The following is a 17,905-nucleotide window of genomic DNA, read 5'->3' on the forward strand; positions in this document are numbered from 1 at the left end:
CCTCAGTTCCCCCGAGCTTTACTCCGGCTCCTCGCTGATCTCGCCGCTGGCGATGTCGGATCGGCGGGCCACCGGGTGCGGCCCGGCCACATCGCGCGCCATGGCCGCGATCCGCGCCCCGATTTCGGGGTGGCGGTGGATGATCTCGCTCAGATCCGCCGCGTCGAGCATCAGCAGCATGGAGCGCGTGCGCGCCCGCGCCGTCGCCGCGCGCTTGGCCGAGCGCACCAGCGCCATTTCGCCGAAGAACTGCCCCTCGGTGAGCACGACGCTCTCATGCGGGAATTCCAGCAGCACCTCACCGGAGGCGATGAAGTACATCGAGCGCGCGGTCTCGCCGCGCCGGACGATCACCTCGCCCGGCTGCGCGACATGGGCCGACAGCGCCTTGTGGATCTCGCCAATCCCCACCGCATCGAGATCGGCGAAGAGCGGCACGCGGGCCACCATGCCCCAGGTGATGACGAAGTCGCGCCGCTTGATGACATCGACAAAGGCCGTGGCGATGATGCCGACCGGCAGGGCGATCATGATGATGCCGGTAATCATGGTGAGGCTGGCGATCACCTTGCCCGCCGGGGTCAGCGGGTAGGTATCCCCATAGCCGACCGTCGTCACCGTCGTCATCGCCCACCACATGGCGGCGGGGATCGAGCCGAAATGCTGCGGCTGGACGGTGCCTTCGGCGACATACATGGCCGAAGCCGCGATCAGCACCGACGCCGCCAGCAACCAGAAACAGGCCATCAGCGACTGGCGCTCGCGGTGCAGCACCTCGAACAGCGACTGCATGCCCGGCGAATAGCGCGCCAGCTTGACGAAGCGCAGCAGCCGGAAGATCGCCAGCGTGCGCAGCTCGACATGGAAGAGCATCGAGATGAGGAAGGGCAACCAGGCCACAAGATCGATGATGGCGGCGGGCGTCACCATGTGACGCAGCCTTGCCCGCCCGGCCGCAACCCCGCGATAACGCGGATTCTCCGGCGCCGACCACAGGCGCAGTGCGTATTCCAGCGCGAACAGCGCCAGCGAGAGGATCTCGAAGCTGCGGAAGAACGGCATGTCGCGCAGCAGGAGGCTCGGCACGGTCTCCAGCACGGCGACGACGACATTGAGCACGATCAGCACGATCAGCGCGATGTTCACCCGCTCGGCGATACGGTCATGCGCGGCATCACGCTCAAGGATCTCGTAACAGCGCCGCCGCTTGGCCGCCCACCAGCCCACCGAGCCCGGCGCGGGGCCCGGCTCGCCCTCATGCCGGGCCGATGGATGCTTTGGCGCAGGTCCGCCGGTTGCCGCGTGGCGGCCCGCCGGGCCGGGCCGCACCGCCGGGCCCGGCTGCGTCGTGGCGCCAGGGACGGGCGCCGCCTCGCCAGAGGCCGGCACGGGCGACGGGGAGGCATTCACACCGTCATGGGACGCAGCCACGGACACGCCCTCATCCTTGGCCGCCACTACTCTGGAGATGGGTTCCCCGGTGGGCGCTGCGCCGGCAGCCTCATTCACGGACAAAACGCCCTTCCCCGCAGCGTCCACGGACGTCACGTCCTTCGCCGCAACGTCTTTCGCCGCGCCGCCTTCCATTGCCATATCGTCAGCCACCATATCGTCAGTGGCCATCTGCGACGTTGCCCTCATGGACGCGCGGCTCTTGCCCGCCGCATCCTTACCCGTCTTGTGGGCCGTCATTCCGGCCTCCCTGCCCCATCACACCGCGACGGCGAAGCCACCGCCGCCAACCCCTTGCACCCGCCGCGGCACGGGTCGCCACTCCCCGGCGACATGCCGCGCGCGCCGAATCGGCCTGCCCCTCGCCGATCACGCTAAGGTTCCATCATGCCACGACCGACACCCCACTGGCTTGATGATCCTCAGGTGATGCTGCGAGGATCGTTACCGTCGTTGTCAGCAGAGGCCACACCCGCGCGAAGCGCTTCAAGCCTCCACGGGCCCCGCGGGTCGGCAGTTGCCCGGCCGGTGCCGGACGGGCCCTAGAACAGATGCGCACAGCGCGCCAGGGCTCGCCGCATCCAAGCGCCGTCATCCTGCGGGGCGATGCCCTGCGCCGGCACACGTCGATGGACCGCCGCCATGGAACGCGCGACCAAGAGGCCCCGTCTATGGCAGCGTCGGCGAGCTATGAAACGGGCGCAGATGGCACGACACGTCGCACGGTACCCACGCCCCGTCGCGAAGTGGACCATGCCTTGGGGAGGTGATCCGGCTGCCCGCCGCGATCATGGACAGTTGGACCACAAAGCCCGGCCCCCTGACCGGACCCGGCGCGATATGGAACTGCCGCACACGGCGCTAAGGCGCCTCAACGCACGAGGCGGCGCGACGCCACCAAGCGCCGCCGCGGCCTCACCCCGTTATGTAGCGCGGGAAGCAACACGCGGGCAGGATCAAGCCAACGCTCACCAGGCACGGAGCATCCCGCACGCTCATCGGGCAGCCCTAGACGTCCAGCCTGCCCAGCCCCGACACGGACGCCGCGGCATCGCGCCTGCCAAAAACGCAGGCCTCAGAAGGCGCCCATCCAGGTCCTCAGCCAGCCAGCGCGGCCTCGATGGCGGCGAGCGCCTCGCCGGCGCGGGCGCCGTCGGGGCCACCGGCCTGCGCCATGTCGGCGCGGCCGCCGCCGCCCTTGCCGCCCAGCGCCTCGGCGCCCCGGCGCACCAGCGCCACCGCGTCATAACTGGCGGTCAGATCGTCGGTAACGCCGACCACAAGGCCGGCGCGCCCGTCCTCGGTCACGCCGACGATCGCCACGATGCCGGAGCCGAGGCGCTTCTTGCCTTCATCGGCCAGGCTCTTGAGATCCTTGAGGTCGATGCCGCTGACCTGGCGCGCCATCAGCTTGACCGCGCCGACCGTGCGCACCGGCCCCTCGCCGGCCTCGCCGCCGCCCATGGCGAGCTTGCGCTTGGCCTCGCCGAGCTCGCGCTCGAGCCGGCGCCGCTCCTCGACCAGCTGGGCGATGCGCGCCTCAACCTCGCCGACCGGCGCCTTCAGCGCCGCCGCGGCTGCGTGCAGCGCGCGGCTCTCGCCGGACAGATGACGGCGCGCGCCATCGGCCGTCATCGCCTCGATGCGGCGCACGCCGGCGCCGACCGCGCTCTCGCCGAGCACGCTGACAAGGCCGATATCGCCGGTGCGCCGCACATGGGTGCCGCCGCACAGCTCGATGGAATAGGGCGCGCCATTGCCGGGATCGGTGCCCATGGCGACCACGCGCACCTCCTCGCCATATTTCTCGCCGAACAGCGCGCGCGCGCCCGATGCGATGGCGTCGTCGACCGCCATGAGGCGCGTCGTGACCGGCTCATTGCGCAGCACGACGGCGTTGGCGATGTCCTCGACCGCGCGCAGCTCTGCCTCGTCGAGCGGCTTGGGGTGGCTGAAGTCGAAGCGCAGGCGATCCGGCGCCACCAGCGAGCCCTTCTGCGCGACATGATCGCCCAGCACGCGGCGCAGGGCCTCGTGCAGCAAATGGGTGGCCGAATGGTTGGCGCGGATGGCGCCGCGGCGGGCCGTGTCGACATTGAGCGCGAGCGCCGCGCCGACGACGAGCGTGCCGCTCTCGACCTCGACCTCATGGGCGAAGATGTCGCCGAGCTTCTTCTGCGTGCCGATGACGCGCACGGTGACGCCATCATCGCCGGTCATGCGGCCGGTATCGCCGACCTGGCCGCCGCTCTCGGCATAGAAGGGGGTCTGGTTGAGCACGACGAGGCCGCGCGCGCCGGTCTCCAGCGCCTTGACGCGGCGGCCATCGCTCACCAGCGCGGTCACCGCGCCCTCTGCGGTCTCGGTCTCATAACCGAGGAATTCCGTCGACCCCACATCATCGCGCACGCCGAACCAGATCGCGTCGGTCGCCGCCTCGCCGGAACCCGCCCAGGAGGCACGGGCCTCGGCGCGCTGGCGCTCCATGGCGGCGTTGAAGCTCTCTACATCGACGCTCACACCGCGGGCGCGCAGCGCGTCCTCGGTCAAATCGAGCGGGAAACCATAGGTGTCATAGAGCTTGAAGGCGGTGTCGCCGGAGAATTTGGCGCCGCTGCCCAGCCCCTCGCTCTCGCTTTCGAGGATCGACAGGCCGCGCTCCAGCGTCTTGCGGAAGCGGGTCTCTTCCAGGCGCAGCGTCTCGCTGACCAGCGCCTCGGCGCGCACGATCTCCGGGTAAGCCCGGCCCATCTCGCGCACCAGCACGGGGACCAGGCGGTGCATCAGCGGGTCGCGGGCGCCGAGCAGCTGAGCGTGGCGCATGGCGCGGCGCATGATGCGGCGCAGCACATAGCCACGCCCCTCATTGGAGGGCAGCACGCCATCGGCGACGAGAAAGGTCGCCGCGCGCAGATGATCGGCGATGACGCGATGGCTGGCCTTTTGCGGGCCGTTGGAGGGTATGTCGGTCATCTCCTCGACGGCGCCGGTGAGCGCGCGCATGAGGTCGATCTCGTAATTGTCATGCGTGCCCTGCAGCACCGCCGAGACGCGCTCCAGCCCCATGCCGGTGTCGATGGAGGGACGCGGCAGGCTCACCCGGTCGCCGCCCGGCAGCTGCTCGAACTGCATGAAGACGAGATTCCAGATCTCGATGAAGCGGTCGCCATCCTGATCGGGCGAGCCGGGCGGGCCGCCAGGGATGTGCGAACCATGATCGTAGAAGATCTCCGAGCACGGGCCGCACGGGCCGGTATCGCCCATCTGCCAGAAATTGTCGGAGGTCGGGATGCGGATGATCTTGGATTCCGGCAGGCCGGCGATCTTGCGCCACAGGCCGAAGGCTTCGTCATCCTCGGAATAGACGGTGACCAGCAGCTTCTCGACCGGCAGTTCGAACTCGCGGGTGATCAGGTTCCAGGCGAGCTCGATCGCGTTCTCCTTGAAATAGTCGCCAAAGGAGAAATTGCCGAGCATCTCGAAGAAGGTGTGATGCCGCGCGGTGTAGCCGACATTGTCGAGATCATTGTGCTTGCCGCCGGCGCGGACACATTTCTGCGAGGTCGCGGCGCGCGAATAGGGCCGCTTCTCGATGCCGGTGAAGACGTTCTTGAACTGCACCATCCCGGCATTGGTGAACATCAAGGTCGGGTCGTTGCGCGGCACGAGCGGCGAGGAGTCGACCACCTGGTGGCCGTGCTTCGCGAAATAGTCGAGAAAGGTCGAACGAATCTCGTTAACGCCGCTCATGAAACCAGTCCGAAGAAGGAGAAGGCAGCCGGCGCTGGAGAGCATCCGGCCCGCGCCCAGCGGCGCGAGACGGTTCTAACGAGGCCCCCTCGCCTTGTCCAGAAAGGCCGCGCGGACACGCGCCTGCATGGTTACGCGCGGGCGCCGATGCGGTGGGAGCGAGCACCGGGAAAAGATCTCCCGGCAGAGCAACCCGCGCACGGGTCGCGCGGCGCGCTGAACCGTCCCGCACGACGTACCGCGCGGGACGCTCAGCCTTGCGCGGACCGCTCAACCCTCGGTATCGTCTTCCTCGCTCGGCTCGCCGGCGAGGATCTGCTCGGCGATGAGGCCGGCATTCTGGCGGATGGTCGCCTCGATGCGGCCGGCGATCTCCGGGTTCTGCCGCAGGAAGTTCTTGGCGTTCTCGCGGCCCTGGCCGAGGCGCTGGCTGTCATGGGAGAACCAGGCGCCGGACTTCTCGACCACGCCGGCCTTGACGCCGAGATCGATCAGTTCGCCCATCTTGGAGACGCCCTCGCCATACATGATGTCGAACTCGACCTGCTTGAAGGGCGGGGCCAGCTTGTTCTTCACCACCTTCACGCGGGTCTGGTTGCCGACCACTTCCTCGCGCTCCTTGATCGAGCCGATGCGGCGGATGTCGAGGCGCACCGAGGCGTAGAATTTCAACGCGTTGCCGCCGGTGGTGGTTTCCGGGCTGCCATACATCACACCGATCTTCATGCGGATCTGGTTGATGAAGATGACCATGGTGTGCGAGCGGTTGATCGAGGCAGTCAGCTTGCGCAGCGCCTGGCTCATCAGGCGGGCCTGCATGCCCGGCTGGTTGTCGCCCATCTCGCCGTCAAGCTCGGCGCGCGGGGTGAGCGCGGCGACCGAATCGACCACCAGCACATCCACCGCCCCGGAACGCACCAGCGTATCGGCAATCTCCAGCGCCTGCTCGCCGGCATCCGGCTGGGAGATCAGCAGATTGTCGAGATCGACGCCGAGCTTGCGGGCATAGATCGGGTCGAGCGCGTGCTCGGCGTCGATGAAGGCGCACACGCCGCCCTTCTTCTGGGCCTCGGCAATGGTGTGCAAGGCAAGCGTGGTCTTGCCCGAGGATTCCGGCCCGAAGATCTCGACGACGCGCCCGCGCGGCAATCCGCCAATGCCGAGCGCGATGTCGAGGCCGAGCGAGCCGGTGGAGACCGTCTCGATCTCCATGATCTTGTCGTTCTTGCCCAGGCGCATGATCGAGCCCTTGCCGAAATGGCGCTCGATCTGGGTAAGGGCGGCGTCCAGCGCCTTGGCTTTGTCCATGGAAGATCCTTCGACGAGTCGCAAACTCGCTTGAGTCATTGCCGGGCTCCGGGTTGCACGCAAGGGGTGAACGGGATTTCCTTGAATGTATCCGGTTTGTTCTCTGTTCGCAATATGTTCTCATCGCTTCGCCGCAGATAAGGCGGTGGCGTGCACCCGCAGGTCGGGTGCATCCGTCCGTCACCACGGCGCCGTCAAAATGTCTATACATATCAACGCGAGACGCTAGACTATACGCCCTTCAGGGCCTTGGCGGGGAAACGAATTCGCCGGGCCGGCACCGAGGTGACGGCGTGAACGACAGCCCTTCCCTTACCGACGCGCCACACCGGGCGGCGCCGACGCTCGGCCAGCGCATCCGCGCCGATCTCGAGGGCAGGATCCTGTCAGGCGAGTGGCCACCCGGCCACCGCATCCCCTTCGAGCACGAGTTGATGGCGCAGTATGGCTGCGCCCGCATGACCGTCAACAAGGTGATCGCCGGGCTGGTCGCGGCAGGGCTGGTGGAACGGCGCCGGCGGGCCGGCTCCTTCGTGGCGCAGCCACGCATCCATTCGGCGGTGCTGCGCATCCCCGACATTCCCGCTGAAGTTGCCGCGCGCGGCGAGACCTATGGCTACCGCCTGCTGACGCGGCGCCAGCGCCGCGCCGAGGCGGGCGATCCGCACGGGCTCGACGGGCAACAGGTTCTGGACATCACCTGCCTGCATCTTGCCAATGGCCGGCCGCTGGCGGTGGAGGAGCGGCTGATCAGCCTTGCCAGCGTTCCCGAGGCGCTGTCGGCCAATTTCGCGGCCACGCCACCCGGCTCCTGGCTGCTGCGCCATGTGCCCTGGACGGAAGCGGAGCACCGCATCAGCGCGCTGGGGGCACCGGCACGCCTCGCCGAGGCGCTCGGTGTCGCGAAGGGCACGGCCTGCCTGAGCCTCGAGCGCCGCACCTGGCGCGCCGGCGAGACCGTCACCTTCGTGCGGCAGGTCTTTCGCGGCGACGCCTACGACCTGGTGGCCCGCTTCGCGCCGTAAGTGTCAGATCGAACACGAGAGACCGCCCCGCTCGCCTCAGCCCAGAATGCCCGGCAGGTCCAGCTGCTGCTCGCGGGCGCAGGCGAGCGCGATGTCGTAGCCAGCATCGGCATGGCGCATCACGCCGGTCGCCGGGTCGTTCCACAGCACGCGCTCCAGCCGGCGGGCGGCGTCATCCGTGCCGTCGGCGCAGATCACCATGCCGGAATGCTGGGAGAAGCCCATGCCGACGCCGCCGCCGTGATGGAGCGAGACCCAGGTGGCACCGGAGGCGGTGTTGAGCAGCGCGTTGAGCAGCGGCCAGTCGGAAACCGCGTCCGAGCCGTCGCGCATTGCCTCGGTCTCGCGGTTGGGCGAGGCGACCGAGCCGGAATCGAGATGGTCGCGGCCGATGACGACGGGCGCCTTCAGTTCGCCCGTGCGCACCATCTCGTTGAAGGCAAGCCCCAGCCGGTGACGGTCGCCGAGCCCGACCCAGCAGATGCGCGCCGGCAGGCCCTGAAAGGCGATGCGCGCGCGCGCCATGTCGAGCCAGTTGTGCAGGTGGGTGTTGTCCGGCAGCAGTTCCTTCACCTTGGCGTCGGTCTTGTAGATGTCCTCCGGGTCGCCGGAGAGCGCCGCCCAGCGGAACGGGCCGATGCCCCGGCAGAATAGCGGGCGGATATAGGCCGGCACGAAGCCGGGGAAGGCGAAGGCGTTCTCGAAACCTTCTTCCTTCGCCACCTGGCGGATGTTGTTGCCATAGTCGAGCGTCGGCACGCCGGCGTTCCAGAAATCGACCATGGCGGCGACATGCACCTTCATCGAGGCGCGGGCGGCGGCTTCCACCGCCTTGGGGTCGCTCTCCTGCTTGGTCCGCCATTCGGCGACGCTCCAGCCGGCAGGGAGATAGCCGTGAATCGGGTCATGGGCGGATGTCTGGTCGGTGACGATGTCCGGCCGCATGCCGCCGGCCTTCATGCGTGCGACGAGTTCGGGGAAGATCTCGGCGGCATTGCCGAGAAGGCCGACGGACTTCGCCTCGCCGGCCTTCGTCCACTGGTCGATCAGCGCCAGCGCCTCGTCCAGCGTGTGCGCCTTGGCGTCGACATAGCGGGTGCGCAGGCGGAAATCGATGCGGGTCTCGTCGCATTCGACGGCGAGGCAGCAGGCCCCGGCCATGACGGCAGCGAGCGGCTGTGCGCCGCCCATACCGCCGAGGCCACCCGTCAGGATCCACTTGCCCGTGAGATTGCCGTTGTAGTGCTGGCGCCCGGCCTCCACGAAGGTCTCGTAGGTGCCCTGCACGATGCCCTGCGTGCCGATATAGATCCACGAGCCGGCGGTCATCTGGCCGTACATGGCCAGCCCCTTCTTATCCAGCTCGTTGAAATGGTCCCAGGTCGCCCAGTGCGGCACGAGGTTGGAATTGGCGATGAGCACGCGCGGCGCGTCCTTGTGGGTGCGGAACACGCCCACCGGCTTGCCCGACTGCACCAGCAGCGTCTGCGTCTCGTCGAGATCGCGCAGCGCGGCGACGATCTTGTCGAAATCCGCCCAGCTGCGCGCCGCCCGACCGATGCCGCCATAGACCACCAGCTCATGCGGGCGCTCGGCGACCTCGGGGTCAAGATTGTTCATCAGCATGCGCAGCGGCGCCTCGGTGAGCCAGCTCTTGGCGGAGAGCTCGGTACCGCGGGCGGCGCGGACGGTGCGGGAATTGTCGAGGCGGGGCGAGCTCATGATCGGGATCCTTCAGGCGCGCGAGCGGGCAAAGGCGATGGCGGTCTTTAAGAGGCGGATCAGGCTGTCGCGCAGCGGCGCGGCATAGGCGGGATCATAGGGCGCGGGCCAGTTGTCCGGGCCGACGGGACCGAGCGGCTCCGGCATATAGGCCCGGCAGGCGAGCTCCATCTGCACGGCATGAACGCCCGCTTCCGGCCGCCCGTAATGGCGGGTGATGTAGCCGCCCTTGAAGCGGCCATTGGCCACGAAAGGCCGCCCGGTCCCCTCGCCCAGCGCGACCAGCGCCGCCTCCAGCGCCGGCGCACAGCTCGCTCCCGCATTGGTGCCGAGATTGAGTTCGGGCAGCGTGCCCTCGAACAGGCGCGGGATCACCGAGCGGATGGAATGGCAATCATAGAGCACCACCGCTCCATGCGCGGCACGCGCGGCCTCGATCTCGGCGGCCAGCGCCGCGTGATAGGGGTCGAAGAAGCCGACCCGCCGCGCCGCCACATCGGGGGCCCGGCCGTCCTTGTAGAGCGGTTCGCCGTCGAAGGTGGTGGTCGGGCACAGCTCCGTCGTCGCCTGGCCGGGATAGAGCGAGGCGCCGGAGGGATCGCGGTTCACGTCGATCACGGTGCGGGAGATCGCGGTGCGCACCACGCTCGCGCCGAGCTCGGCAGCGAAATCGTAGAGCGTCTCGATCCACCAGTCGCAATCCTTTCGCGCCAGCCAGGGCGAAACGAGGTCCACCTCCAGCTCCGGCGGGATGTCGGTGCCGGTGTGGGGGATGGACAGTACCAGCGGGGCGGTCCCGCGACGGACCGTGAGGAAGGGGGGATGGGTCATCGTCACGCCCCGCTCACCGTCGGCAGTAGCGCCGCCGCCAGCCCGGCAATGGCGCCGGAGCGGATGAGGGCGTTGGCCTTGTCCATGTCGGGCGCGAAATGGCGGTCCTCGTCGAGATGCGGCACCTCGGCACGCAGCCGCGACCGCACCTGTTCCAAGACGGGCGACGAGGCAAGCGGGGCGTGGAAATCGCAGCCCTGCGCGCCTGCCAGCAATTCGATGCCGAGCACGCAGACCGCGTTCTCCACCATCCCCAGCAGCCGGCGCGCGCCATGGGCGGCCATCGACACATGGTCTTCCTGATTGGCCGAGGTGGGAATGGAATCGACGCTCGCCGGATAGGCCCGCTGCTTGTTCTCCGACACCAGCGCGGCCGCCGTCACCTGCGGGATCATGAAGCCGGAATTCAGCCCCGGCTTCGGGGTGAGGAAGGCCGGCATGCCCGACAGCGCCGGGTCGACCAGCATGGCGATGCGTCGCTCGGCAAGCGAGCCGATCTCGCAGACGGCCAGCGCGATCATGTCGGCGGCGAAGGCGACCGGTTCGGCGTGGAAATTGCCGCCCGACAGCGCCTCGCCCTCCTCAGGGAAGATCAGCGGATTGTCAGAAACGCCATTGGCTTCCGTCTCCAGCGTCGTCGCCGCCTGCCGGAGCACATCGAGCGCCGCGCCCATCACCTGCGGCTGACAGCGCAGGCAATAGGGGTCCTGCACCCGCTCGTCGCCAATGAGATGGGAGGCGCGGATGGCCGAGCCCGCCATCAGCGCGCGCAGCGCGTCAGCCGTCTCGATCTGCCCGCGATGCTTGCGCAAGGCATGGATGCGCGGGTCGAAGGGCGCGTCGGAGCCGCGCGCCGCATCGGTCGACAGCGCGCCCGTAACGAGTGCCGAACGGTAGAGGTTCTCGGCCTCGAACAGCCCGGCGAGCGCATTGGCGGTGGAGAATTGCGTGCCGTTGAGCAGCGCCAGCCCTTCCTTGGGGCCGAGCGTCACCGGGGCAAGACCGGCCTGCGCCAGCGCCTCGCCCGCGGTGAGGCGGGCGCCGCCCACGAAGATCTCGCCGACCCCGATCATCGCCGCCGTCATATGGGCGAGCGGGGCGAGGTCACCGGAGGCGCCGACCGAGCCCTGGCAGGGCACGACGGGCGTCAGCCCCTTGGCCAACATGGCCTCGAGCAGCTCGATGGTCGCCGGGCGGATGCCGGACGCTCCCTGCGCGAGGCTAGCCAGCTTCAGTGCCATCATCAGCCGGGCGATGGACACCGGCATGGGTTCGCCGACACCCGCGGCGTGGGAGAGCACGATGTTGCGCTGGAGCGTCTCAAGATCAGCATCGGGAATGCGCACGCTGGCGAGCTTCCCGAAGCCGGTATTGATGCCATAGACCGGCTCGCCCTTGGCGAGGATCGCCGCCACGGCGGCGGCGCTGCGGGCAATGACCGGCCGCGCGGCGGGGTCGAGGGCGACCGACGCGCCGCGATAGACCGCGCGCCATTCGGCTAGGCTCACCTCGCCGGGTTTCAGGACGATCTGTGTCATTGGCCCCTCCAGACGCGGGCGTGAAGCGGGTTGAAGCCCATGCGGTAGACCAGCTCCGCCGGGCGCTCGATATCCCAGATGGCGAGGTCGCAATATTTGCCGACCTCGATGGTGCCCACCTCATCCAGCCGCCCCAGCGCGCGTGCCGCCTCGCGCGTCACCCCGGCGAGGCATTCCTCGACGGTGAGGCGGAACAGCGTCGCGCCCATGTTGAGCGTCAGCAGCAGCGAGGTGAGTGGCGAAGTGCCGGGATTGCAGTCGGTCGCCAGAGCGATCCTGGTGCCCTGCTGGCGGAAGAGATCGACCGGCGGCAGTTTGGTTTCGCGGATGAAATAGAAGGCGCCCGGCAGCAGCACCGCCACGGTGCCGGCCTTGGCCATGGCGGCCGCGCCCTCGGCATCGGTATATTCGAGATGGTCGGCCGACAGCGCGCCGAAGGAGGCCGCGAGCGGCGCGCCATGGAGATTGGAGAGCTGGTCGGCATGCAGCTTCACCGGAAGGCCCAGCCCCTTCGCCGCGGCGAAGACCCGCGCCACCTGCGCGGGCGAGAAGGCGATGCCCTCGCAGAAAGCGTCCACCGCATCCGCCAACCCCTCGTCGGCGATCTGCGGCAGCAGGGCGATCACCGAATCGATATAGTCGTCCTTGTCGCCAGCGAATTCCGGCGGCAGCGCATGGGCGCCGAGATAGGTGGTGGTGACCGAGACCGGCCGCTCCCGCCCGAGCCGCCGCGCGGCACGCAGCGAGGTCAGCTCGGCGGCGGCATTGAGCCCATAGCCGGATTTCACCTCGACCGTGGTGACGCCCTCCCCGATCAGCGCATCGAGCCGGCGGGTGGCGGAGGCGACCAGCTCATCCTCGCTCGCCGCGCGGGTGGCCCGCATGGTGGAGACGATACCGCCTCCTGCCCGCGCGATCGCCTCATAGGAGACCCCGGCGAGGCGCTGCTCGAACTCGGCCGCGCGGTCGCCGCCATGGACGAGATGGGTGTGGCAGTCGATCAGCCCCGGGGTGATCCAGCGCCCCTCGCACTCGATGATCTCATCGGCCTGACACTCCACCTCACTGCACTGATCGGCCACGAGGACGATGCGTCCATCCCGGCATCCGATGACGCCGTTTTCGATGACGCCGAGGCCGGGCCGGTCGGGCGCCAGCGTGGCGATCCGGGCGCCTCGCCAGAGACGGTCGCAGCGCATGGCCTCTCCTTCATCGGTGACAGGCGGATGGATAATGTCTATACATAATGACGTTTCGACCGCCTTGTCCATAGCCCTCGGGAGCGACACCCCCATGTCCGGCACAGAGAGCCCCAGCCCGGCCGCACCGACGACCACCCTCTGGTTTGAAAACGCCTTTCTTTCAGAGGGTTGGGCACGGAACGTGACTCTGTCTGTCAGCGACGGACGGATCACCGGCATCGCCGTGGGAACGGATTCGCGCGGCGCCTCAGAGCGCCATGCCATCGCCTTGCCGGGACTCCCGAATCTCCACAGCCACGCCTTCCAGCGCGCCTTCGCCGGCGGCACCGAAGTGCGCGGCCCCACCGGCGACAGTTTCTGGACCTGGCGCGAGGCCATGTACCGCGCGGTGGACCGCATGGACCCCGACGATGTCGAGGCCATCGCCACCCTCGCCTATGTCGAGATGCTCGAAGCCGGCTTCACCCGCGTCGGCGAGTTCCACTATCTGCACCACGACATAAACGGTTATCATTACAATGAGTTAGGCGAACTTTCGCAGCGCATCGCGGCGGCCGCCGCCTCAACCGGCATCGCGCTGACGCTACTGCCGGTGTTCTACGCCCATGGTGGTTTCGACGCCGCGCCACCGACCCATGGTCAGCGGCGTTTCATCAACAGTGTCAGCAGCTTCGCCCGCCTGCTTGAATCAGCCCGGCAGGCGATGTCGGCGCTTCCCGACGCGGTGCTCGGCCTCGCCCCGCACAGCCTGCGCGCCGCGACGCTCACCGAGATCGGCCGCCTCCTCCCGCTGACCACCGGGCCCATCCACATCCATGTCGCCGAGCAGATGAAAGAGGTCGAGGACTGCCTCGCCTTCTCCGGCCGGCGCCCGGTGGAGTTACTGCTCGATCAGGTAGCGGTAAACGCGCGCTGGTGCCTCATTCACGCCACCCACATGACCGAGGACGAGACTACCCGCCTCGCAAAAAGCGGAGCCGTCGCAGGGCTTTGCCCGATCACCGAGGCCAATCTGGGCGACGGCATCTTCCCCGCCCCGGCCTTTCTGGAAGCTGGCGGACGCTATGGCGTCGGCTCGGATTCCAATGTGCGGATCGACGCCGCCGAGGAACTGCGCCTGCTGGAATACTCCCAGCGCCTCGCCCACCGCGCCCGCAACGTTCTGGCCATGAGCGAAGGCCGCTCCACCGGCGCGAGCCTGTTCACCGGGGCGCTCCAGGGCGGCGGCCAGGCGCTGGGCGCGCCCGTTGGGCTGGAGGTCGGCGCTCCCGCCGATCTTGTCAGCCTCGACGCCCGCCATCCGTCTCTTCTGGACAGGACCGGCGACGGCATTCTTGATAGCTGGATCTTCGGCGCGGCCGGTCAGGCGGTTGACTGTGTCTGGCGGCGCGGCCTTAAGCTGGTCGAGGCCGGCATCCATCGCGACCGCGAGGCCGCCCGTCGGCGCTTCGCCGCCGTTCGTGCCAAGCTTACTGCCTGAATCAGCCTCTTCACCGGAGCTTCCATGTCGCTGCAATTTCTCATGATTCCCGGCGCGCCAACGCCGGTCGCGCCGTTCAGCCATGCTGTCGAGGCCGATGGCTGGGTGTTCATCACCGGGCAGATGCCGACCTGGCCGGACGATGATTCCCGCCCGCTCCCGGAGGGCGTCGAGGCGCAGACACGGCGGGTGATGGACAATCTCGTCATCGTGCTGGAAGGGCTCGGGCTCGACCTCTCCCATGTGGTGCAGGCGCGGGTGTACCTGACGGAGTTCCAGCGCGACTACCCGGCGATGAACGCCGCCTACGCGTCCTATTTCCCCACGGATCGCCGCCCCGCCCGCACCTGCGTCGGCGTTACCGGCCTCGCACGCGAGGCGCTGGTCGAGATCGACCTCGTCGCCCGCCGCCCATCCTGACGACTAACAAAAAAGGCGGCCCTGAGGGCCGCCTTTTCCGTCTTCGGATGGGAGGCGCTCAGACCACCTTGACGGTGAAGCTGCCCACACCATCCACGCCACCTTCCATCACATCCCCACGCACGATCGCGCCGACGCCGGCGGGGGTGCCGGACATGATGATATCGCCGGCCTTGAGCTCGAACAGGCCCGAGAGAATGGAGATCATCTCCGGCACCTTCCAGATCATCTGGTTGAGGTCGCCGACCTGACGCTGCACGCCATTGACGTTGAGCCACACCTTGCCGTCGGTCGGATGACCGATCTTGGAAGCCGGCACCAGCGCCGAGCACGGGGCGGACGCTTCAAAGGCCTTGCCCACTTCCCACGGCCGGCCGAGCTTCTTGGCCTCGCCCTGCAGGTCGCGGCGGGTCATATCGAGACCGATGCCATAGCCCCACACATGCTCCATCGCCGTCTCGACCGGGATGTTCACCCCGCCCTTGCCGAGCGCCACGAGCATTTCGAGCTCGTAATGCACGTCGCTGGACTTGTCGGGATAGGGGAAGGTGCCGTTGGTGATGACGTTGTCGGGGTTCTTCTGGAAGAAGAAGGGCGGCTCCTTGTTCGGATCATGCCCCATCTCGATCGCGTGCTCGGCATAGTTCCGGCCGACGCAATAGACGCGGTGGATGGGAAACAGCTTGTCCGAGCCTTCGACGGGAAGCGTCGGAATGCCAGGAGGCGTGATCACATAGGCGGCGTGGTCGAGAGGGGCGTTCATCAGCGTACTCCTGCGTAATAATCGACGCGTTTCTCAATGTTTTCGATGAGAGCCGACAGTCCCATCGCCGCGGCGAACAGGATGATGGTCAGCGCCCAGAAATTCTCCATGTCGAAGTTGCGCGAGTAGAGCTCGAACAACTCGCCATAGCCGATGATCGAGACCAGCAACTGGCCGATCACCACGCCCTTCACGCCGCGCACCACGCCGAGCCGGATGCCGGCCAGGATTTCCGGGAGCGCCGCAAGAAGGATGATCTTACCGTAGAGGGCGAAGGTCGAGGCGCCGTAGCTGCGCCCCATCTCGACCAGCGAATTCGGCACGCCCTGTATGCCGGCGCGGGTGTCCAGCACAATGATCCATACGGCGAACAGGAAGACGGTGACGACCACCGTCGTCTCGCCCATGCCGAACAGGATCATCAGCACCGGCACGAGCGCGGAGAGCGGTGCCGAGACGAAGATGTTGACCCAGATGCCCATGAGGTTGTCGACCGCCTTGAAGCGCCCCATGAGCACGCCAAGGATGATGCCAACCACGATGGCGAAGGCCATGCCGACGAGGAAGCTGTTCAGCGTTGTCAGCGCGGCCGCCTGCCAGGTGCCGGTCTGCACCAGAGCAACTGCCGCCACCAGGACGTCGGACAGCGGCGGGATAAGGAACATCGCCCCCGAGCGCCCGACCAGTTCCCAGATGACGCACCAGACGAGGAGCGAGGCCATCATGGGCACGCGATAGCCGAAAAGTGTCATCGCGCCCTCCCCTAATCGACGTAGCGCTTGAGGCCCTGCCAGATCTCCTCGACCGTATCGAGATAGCCCTGGTCACGGCGAATGGCGTCGGGCGAGGCGGAGCGGTCGATCTCCGGCTCGATGATCTGGGCGATGCGGCCCGGACGGCGGGACAGGATGACGATGCGATCCGAGCAGTAGACCGCTTCCTCGATCGAATGGGTCACGAAGATGAAGGTCTTCTTCTCCAGCTCGACAAGGCGCAGCAGGTCCTCCTGGAACTTGCGGCGGTTCTGCTCGTCCACCGCCGAGAACGGCTCGTCGAGCAGCAGCACGTCGGCGTTGACCGCAAAGGCGCGGGCGAGGCCCACCCGCTGGCGCATGCCGCCGGAGAGTTCGTGCGGGTACTTGTTCTCGAAGCCGGCGAGCCCGACCTCGGCGATGTATTTGCGGGCGATGGACTGGCGCTCGTCCTTGCCCATGCCCTTCAGCTCGAGGCCGAAGGCGACGTTGCGCATCACCGTGGCCCAGGGCATCAGCGCGAAGTCCTGGAACACGAAGGCCCGCTCCGGGCCGGGGCCGGTAACGGTCTTGCCGTTCACCCGGATCTCGCCCGACGTCGCCGGGATCAGGCCGGCAATGATCTTGAGCAGGGTGGTCTTGCCGCAGCCGGAGGGACCGAGCAGCGTGGTCAGCTTGCCGGCGGGAAAGTCGAGATCGATGCTGCGCAGCGCCTCGACCTCATTGTACATCTTGCAGATGCCCCGCACCTCGACCGCGACGTCGGCGCCGGCCGGACGGCTGGCGGCGGAAGCGGCGTGCGCCGTGATGTTGCGCATGGTTCAGGCCCTTCTCTTTTCGGGACGCAGCACGCGAAGCTCGAAAGCCTCAAGCACAGCCAGCGTCAGGGTGGAGACGAGAATGATGGAGACCACCGCGGCATACATCTCCGCGTAGTTCGCCACCGAGCGGTGATAGGTGATGAGGTCGCCGATGCCGGTGGGCGTGATCAGCAGTTCGGCCAGGATGACGCCGATGAAACCAGCGGCGAGACCAAGGCGCAGGCCGGCGAAGATCACCGGACTGGCGTCCGGGATGATGATCTTGGTGATCCGCTGCCACCAGGTGCCCTGGAAGGAGTAGCACATCGCAACCAATGACGGATTGGCGTTGCGTACCGCCTTGTAACCATTGAGCACGATGACCGGCAGCGAAAGCATGATCACCGCCAGAGTCTTCGACACGAGGCCAATGCCGTAGACGAAAGTGATCAGCGGGATCAGCGCCGCCATGGGCGCGGCCTGCACGACGATGAACACCGGCGCGATCAGCCATTCGGCAAAGCGCGACAGACCCATCACGATGCCGAGCGCGATACCGATCACGGTGGAGATGGCAATGCCGATCACCAGCGGCTGCAGCGTTTCGGCGTAGGCTGCGGCGAAGGAGCCGTCGAGCGTCATGGCGACGAAGGCGCGCAAGGTCTCCAGGAAGGTCGGGAAGGCGAAGCTGATCGGAATGCGACCGGCGACTTCCCAGATGAGGAAGAAGAGCCCGATGGAGGCGATGCGCCACAGGGCCGAGCGGTGCTCCGAGAGCCTCCTCCAGATGGAGGAGGCTTCGGCGCCGGGGACGGTTCGCGAGGAGCCGTTCACGTCAGCGGGTAGCGCCATCAGGCCGGCC

The 17,905-nt window shown here is 67.7% G+C and carries 14 protein-coding genes; 3 read left to right on the forward strand and 11 right to left on the reverse strand.

Going from position 1 to position 17,905, the window contains the following annotated elements:
- Window positions 1–18: 18 nt before the first annotated feature.
- From AncyloWKF20_RS07220 to recA, 3 genes are all read right to left on the reverse strand, one after another.
- Window positions 19–1,431: a cyclic nucleotide-gated ion channel gene (locus AncyloWKF20_RS07220; RefSeq protein ID WP_279317198.1), complete on the reverse strand. Its 1,413-nt coding sequence runs from the start codon at window positions 1,429–1,431 to the stop codon at window positions 19–21.
- 1,119 nt (window positions 1,432–2,550) lie between these two features.
- Window positions 2,551–5,202: an alanine--tRNA ligase gene (gene alaS / locus AncyloWKF20_RS07225; RefSeq protein WP_279317199.1), complete on the reverse strand. Its 2,652-nt coding sequence runs from the start codon at window positions 5,200–5,202 to the stop codon at window positions 2,551–2,553.
- A 270-nt stretch (window positions 5,203–5,472) separates the two neighbouring features.
- Window positions 5,473–6,549, reverse strand: coding sequence for a recombinase RecA (gene recA, locus AncyloWKF20_RS07230; protein WP_279317200.1), 1,077 nt, complete (start codon window positions 6,547–6,549; stop codon window positions 5,473–5,475).
- 254 nt (window positions 6,550–6,803) lie between these two features.
- Between recA and hutC the strand changes: the two genes are divergently transcribed.
- Window positions 6,804–7,535, forward strand: a complete 732-nt coding sequence (gene hutC / locus AncyloWKF20_RS07235) for a histidine utilization repressor (protein WP_279317201.1) — start codon at window positions 6,804–6,806, stop codon at window positions 7,533–7,535.
- A gap of 36 nt (window positions 7,536–7,571) precedes the next feature.
- Here the strand turns inward: hutC and hutU are convergent, their stop codons facing one another.
- The 4 genes from hutU to hutI are packed head-to-tail and all read right to left on the reverse strand — an operon-like array spanning window position 7,572 to window position 12,825.
- Window positions 7,572–9,257: a urocanate hydratase gene (gene hutU, locus AncyloWKF20_RS07240; protein ID WP_279317202.1), complete on the reverse strand. Its 1,686-nt coding sequence runs from the start codon at window positions 9,255–9,257 to the stop codon at window positions 7,572–7,574.
- Window positions 9,258–9,269: 12 nt separating this feature from the next.
- Window positions 9,270–10,088, reverse strand: coding sequence for an N-formylglutamate deformylase (hutG, locus tag AncyloWKF20_RS07245; RefSeq protein WP_279317203.1), 819 nt, complete (start codon window positions 10,086–10,088; stop codon window positions 9,270–9,272).
- 2 nt (window positions 10,089–10,090) lie between these two features.
- A complete protein-coding gene (hutH, locus tag AncyloWKF20_RS07250; protein WP_279317204.1) occupies window positions 10,091–11,626 on the reverse strand; it encodes a histidine ammonia-lyase in 1,536 nt (511 codons plus the stop codon).
- Window positions 11,623–12,825 (reverse strand): imidazolonepropionase, encoded by a 1,203-nt coding sequence (hutI, locus tag AncyloWKF20_RS07255; protein WP_279317205.1) that lies wholly within the window; start codon window positions 12,823–12,825, stop codon window positions 11,623–11,625. The genes hutH and hutI overlap by 4 nt, the downstream gene beginning before the upstream one ends.
- Before the next feature lie 94 nt (window positions 12,826–12,919).
- Here hutI and AncyloWKF20_RS07260 point away from each other — a divergent pair, with 94 nt between their 5' ends.
- On the forward strand, window positions 12,920–14,308 hold the full coding sequence (locus AncyloWKF20_RS07260; protein ID WP_279317207.1) for a formimidoylglutamate deiminase: 1,389 nt from the start codon (window positions 12,920–12,922) through the stop codon (window positions 14,306–14,308).
- Between the two features lie 42 nt (window positions 14,309–14,350).
- Window positions 14,351–14,728: a RidA family protein gene (locus AncyloWKF20_RS07265; protein WP_279317905.1), complete on the forward strand. Its 378-nt coding sequence runs from the start codon at window positions 14,351–14,353 to the stop codon at window positions 14,726–14,728.
- 58 nt (window positions 14,729–14,786) lie between these two features.
- On the opposite strand, the gene AncyloWKF20_RS07270 is transcribed toward AncyloWKF20_RS07265, so the two are convergent.
- Genes AncyloWKF20_RS07270 through AncyloWKF20_RS07285 form a run of 4 tightly spaced genes read right to left on the reverse strand, consistent with a single transcriptional unit; the run spans window position 14,787 to window position 17,895 of the window.
- Window positions 14,787–15,491 carry a fumarylacetoacetate hydrolase family protein gene (locus AncyloWKF20_RS07270; RefSeq protein ID WP_279317208.1) on the reverse strand — a complete coding sequence of 235 codons (705 nt, stop codon included), beginning with the start codon at window positions 15,489–15,491 and terminating at the stop codon, window positions 14,787–14,789.
- Window positions 15,491–16,243 (reverse strand): ABC transporter permease subunit, encoded by a 753-nt coding sequence (locus tag AncyloWKF20_RS07275; RefSeq protein ID WP_279317209.1) that lies wholly within the window; start codon window positions 16,241–16,243, stop codon window positions 15,491–15,493. The genes AncyloWKF20_RS07270 and AncyloWKF20_RS07275 overlap by 1 nt, the downstream gene beginning before the upstream one ends.
- A gap of 11 nt (window positions 16,244–16,254) precedes the next feature.
- Window positions 16,255–17,061 (reverse strand): ABC transporter ATP-binding protein, encoded by an 807-nt coding sequence (locus AncyloWKF20_RS07280; RefSeq protein ID WP_279317210.1) that lies wholly within the window; start codon window positions 17,059–17,061, stop codon window positions 16,255–16,257.
- Window positions 17,062–17,064: 3 nt separating this feature from the next.
- Entirely contained in the window at window positions 17,065–17,895 is an 831-nt protein-coding gene (locus AncyloWKF20_RS07285) for an ABC transporter permease (RefSeq protein WP_279317211.1), read from the reverse strand.
- Window positions 17,896–17,905: the final 10 nt, after the last annotated feature.

It is taken from the genome of Ancylobacter sp. WKF20, assembly GCF_029760895.1.
In the GTDB taxonomy this organism is placed as follows: domain Bacteria; phylum Pseudomonadota; class Alphaproteobacteria; order Rhizobiales; family Xanthobacteraceae; genus Ancylobacter.

Excerpts from the sequence above, each read along its gene's own strand:
- hutU (WP_279317202.1), bottom strand. The coding sequence starts at position 9,257 with ATGAGCTCGCCCCGCCTCGACAATTCCCGCACCGTCCGCGCCGCCCGC.
- AncyloWKF20_RS07265 (WP_279317905.1), top strand. The coding sequence starts at position 14,351 with ATGATTCCCGGCGCGCCAACGCCGGTCGCGCCGTTCAGCCATGCTGTC.
- AncyloWKF20_RS07280 (WP_279317210.1), bottom strand. The coding sequence starts at position 17,061 with ATGCGCAACATCACGGCGCACGCCGCTTCCGCCGCCAGCCGTCCGGCC.
- alaS (WP_279317199.1), bottom strand. The coding sequence starts at position 5,202 with ATGAGCGGCGTTAACGAGATTCGTTCGACCTTTCTCGACTATTTCGCG.
- AncyloWKF20_RS07285 (WP_279317211.1), bottom strand. The coding sequence starts at position 17,895 with ATGGCGCTACCCGCTGACGTGAACGGCTCCTCGCGAACCGTCCCCGGC.
- AncyloWKF20_RS07260 (WP_279317207.1), top strand. The coding sequence starts at position 12,920 with ATGTCCGGCACAGAGAGCCCCAGCCCGGCCGCACCGACGACCACCCTC.
- hutH (WP_279317204.1), bottom strand. The coding sequence starts at position 11,626 with ATGACACAGATCGTCCTGAAACCCGGCGAGGTGAGCCTAGCCGAATGG.
- AncyloWKF20_RS07275 (WP_279317209.1), bottom strand. The coding sequence starts at position 16,243 with ATGACACTTTTCGGCTATCGCGTGCCCATGATGGCCTCGCTCCTCGTC.
- AncyloWKF20_RS07270 (WP_279317208.1), bottom strand. The coding sequence starts at position 15,491 with ATGAACGCCCCTCTCGACCACGCCGCCTATGTGATCACGCCTCCTGGC.
- hutI (WP_279317205.1), bottom strand. The coding sequence starts at position 12,825 with ATGCGCTGCGACCGTCTCTGGCGAGGCGCCCGGATCGCCACGCTGGCG.
- hutG (WP_279317203.1), bottom strand. The coding sequence starts at position 10,088 with ATGACCCATCCCCCCTTCCTCACGGTCCGTCGCGGGACCGCCCCGCTG.
- recA (WP_279317200.1), bottom strand. The coding sequence starts at position 6,549 with ATGACTCAAGCGAGTTTGCGACTCGTCGAAGGATCTTCCATGGACAAA.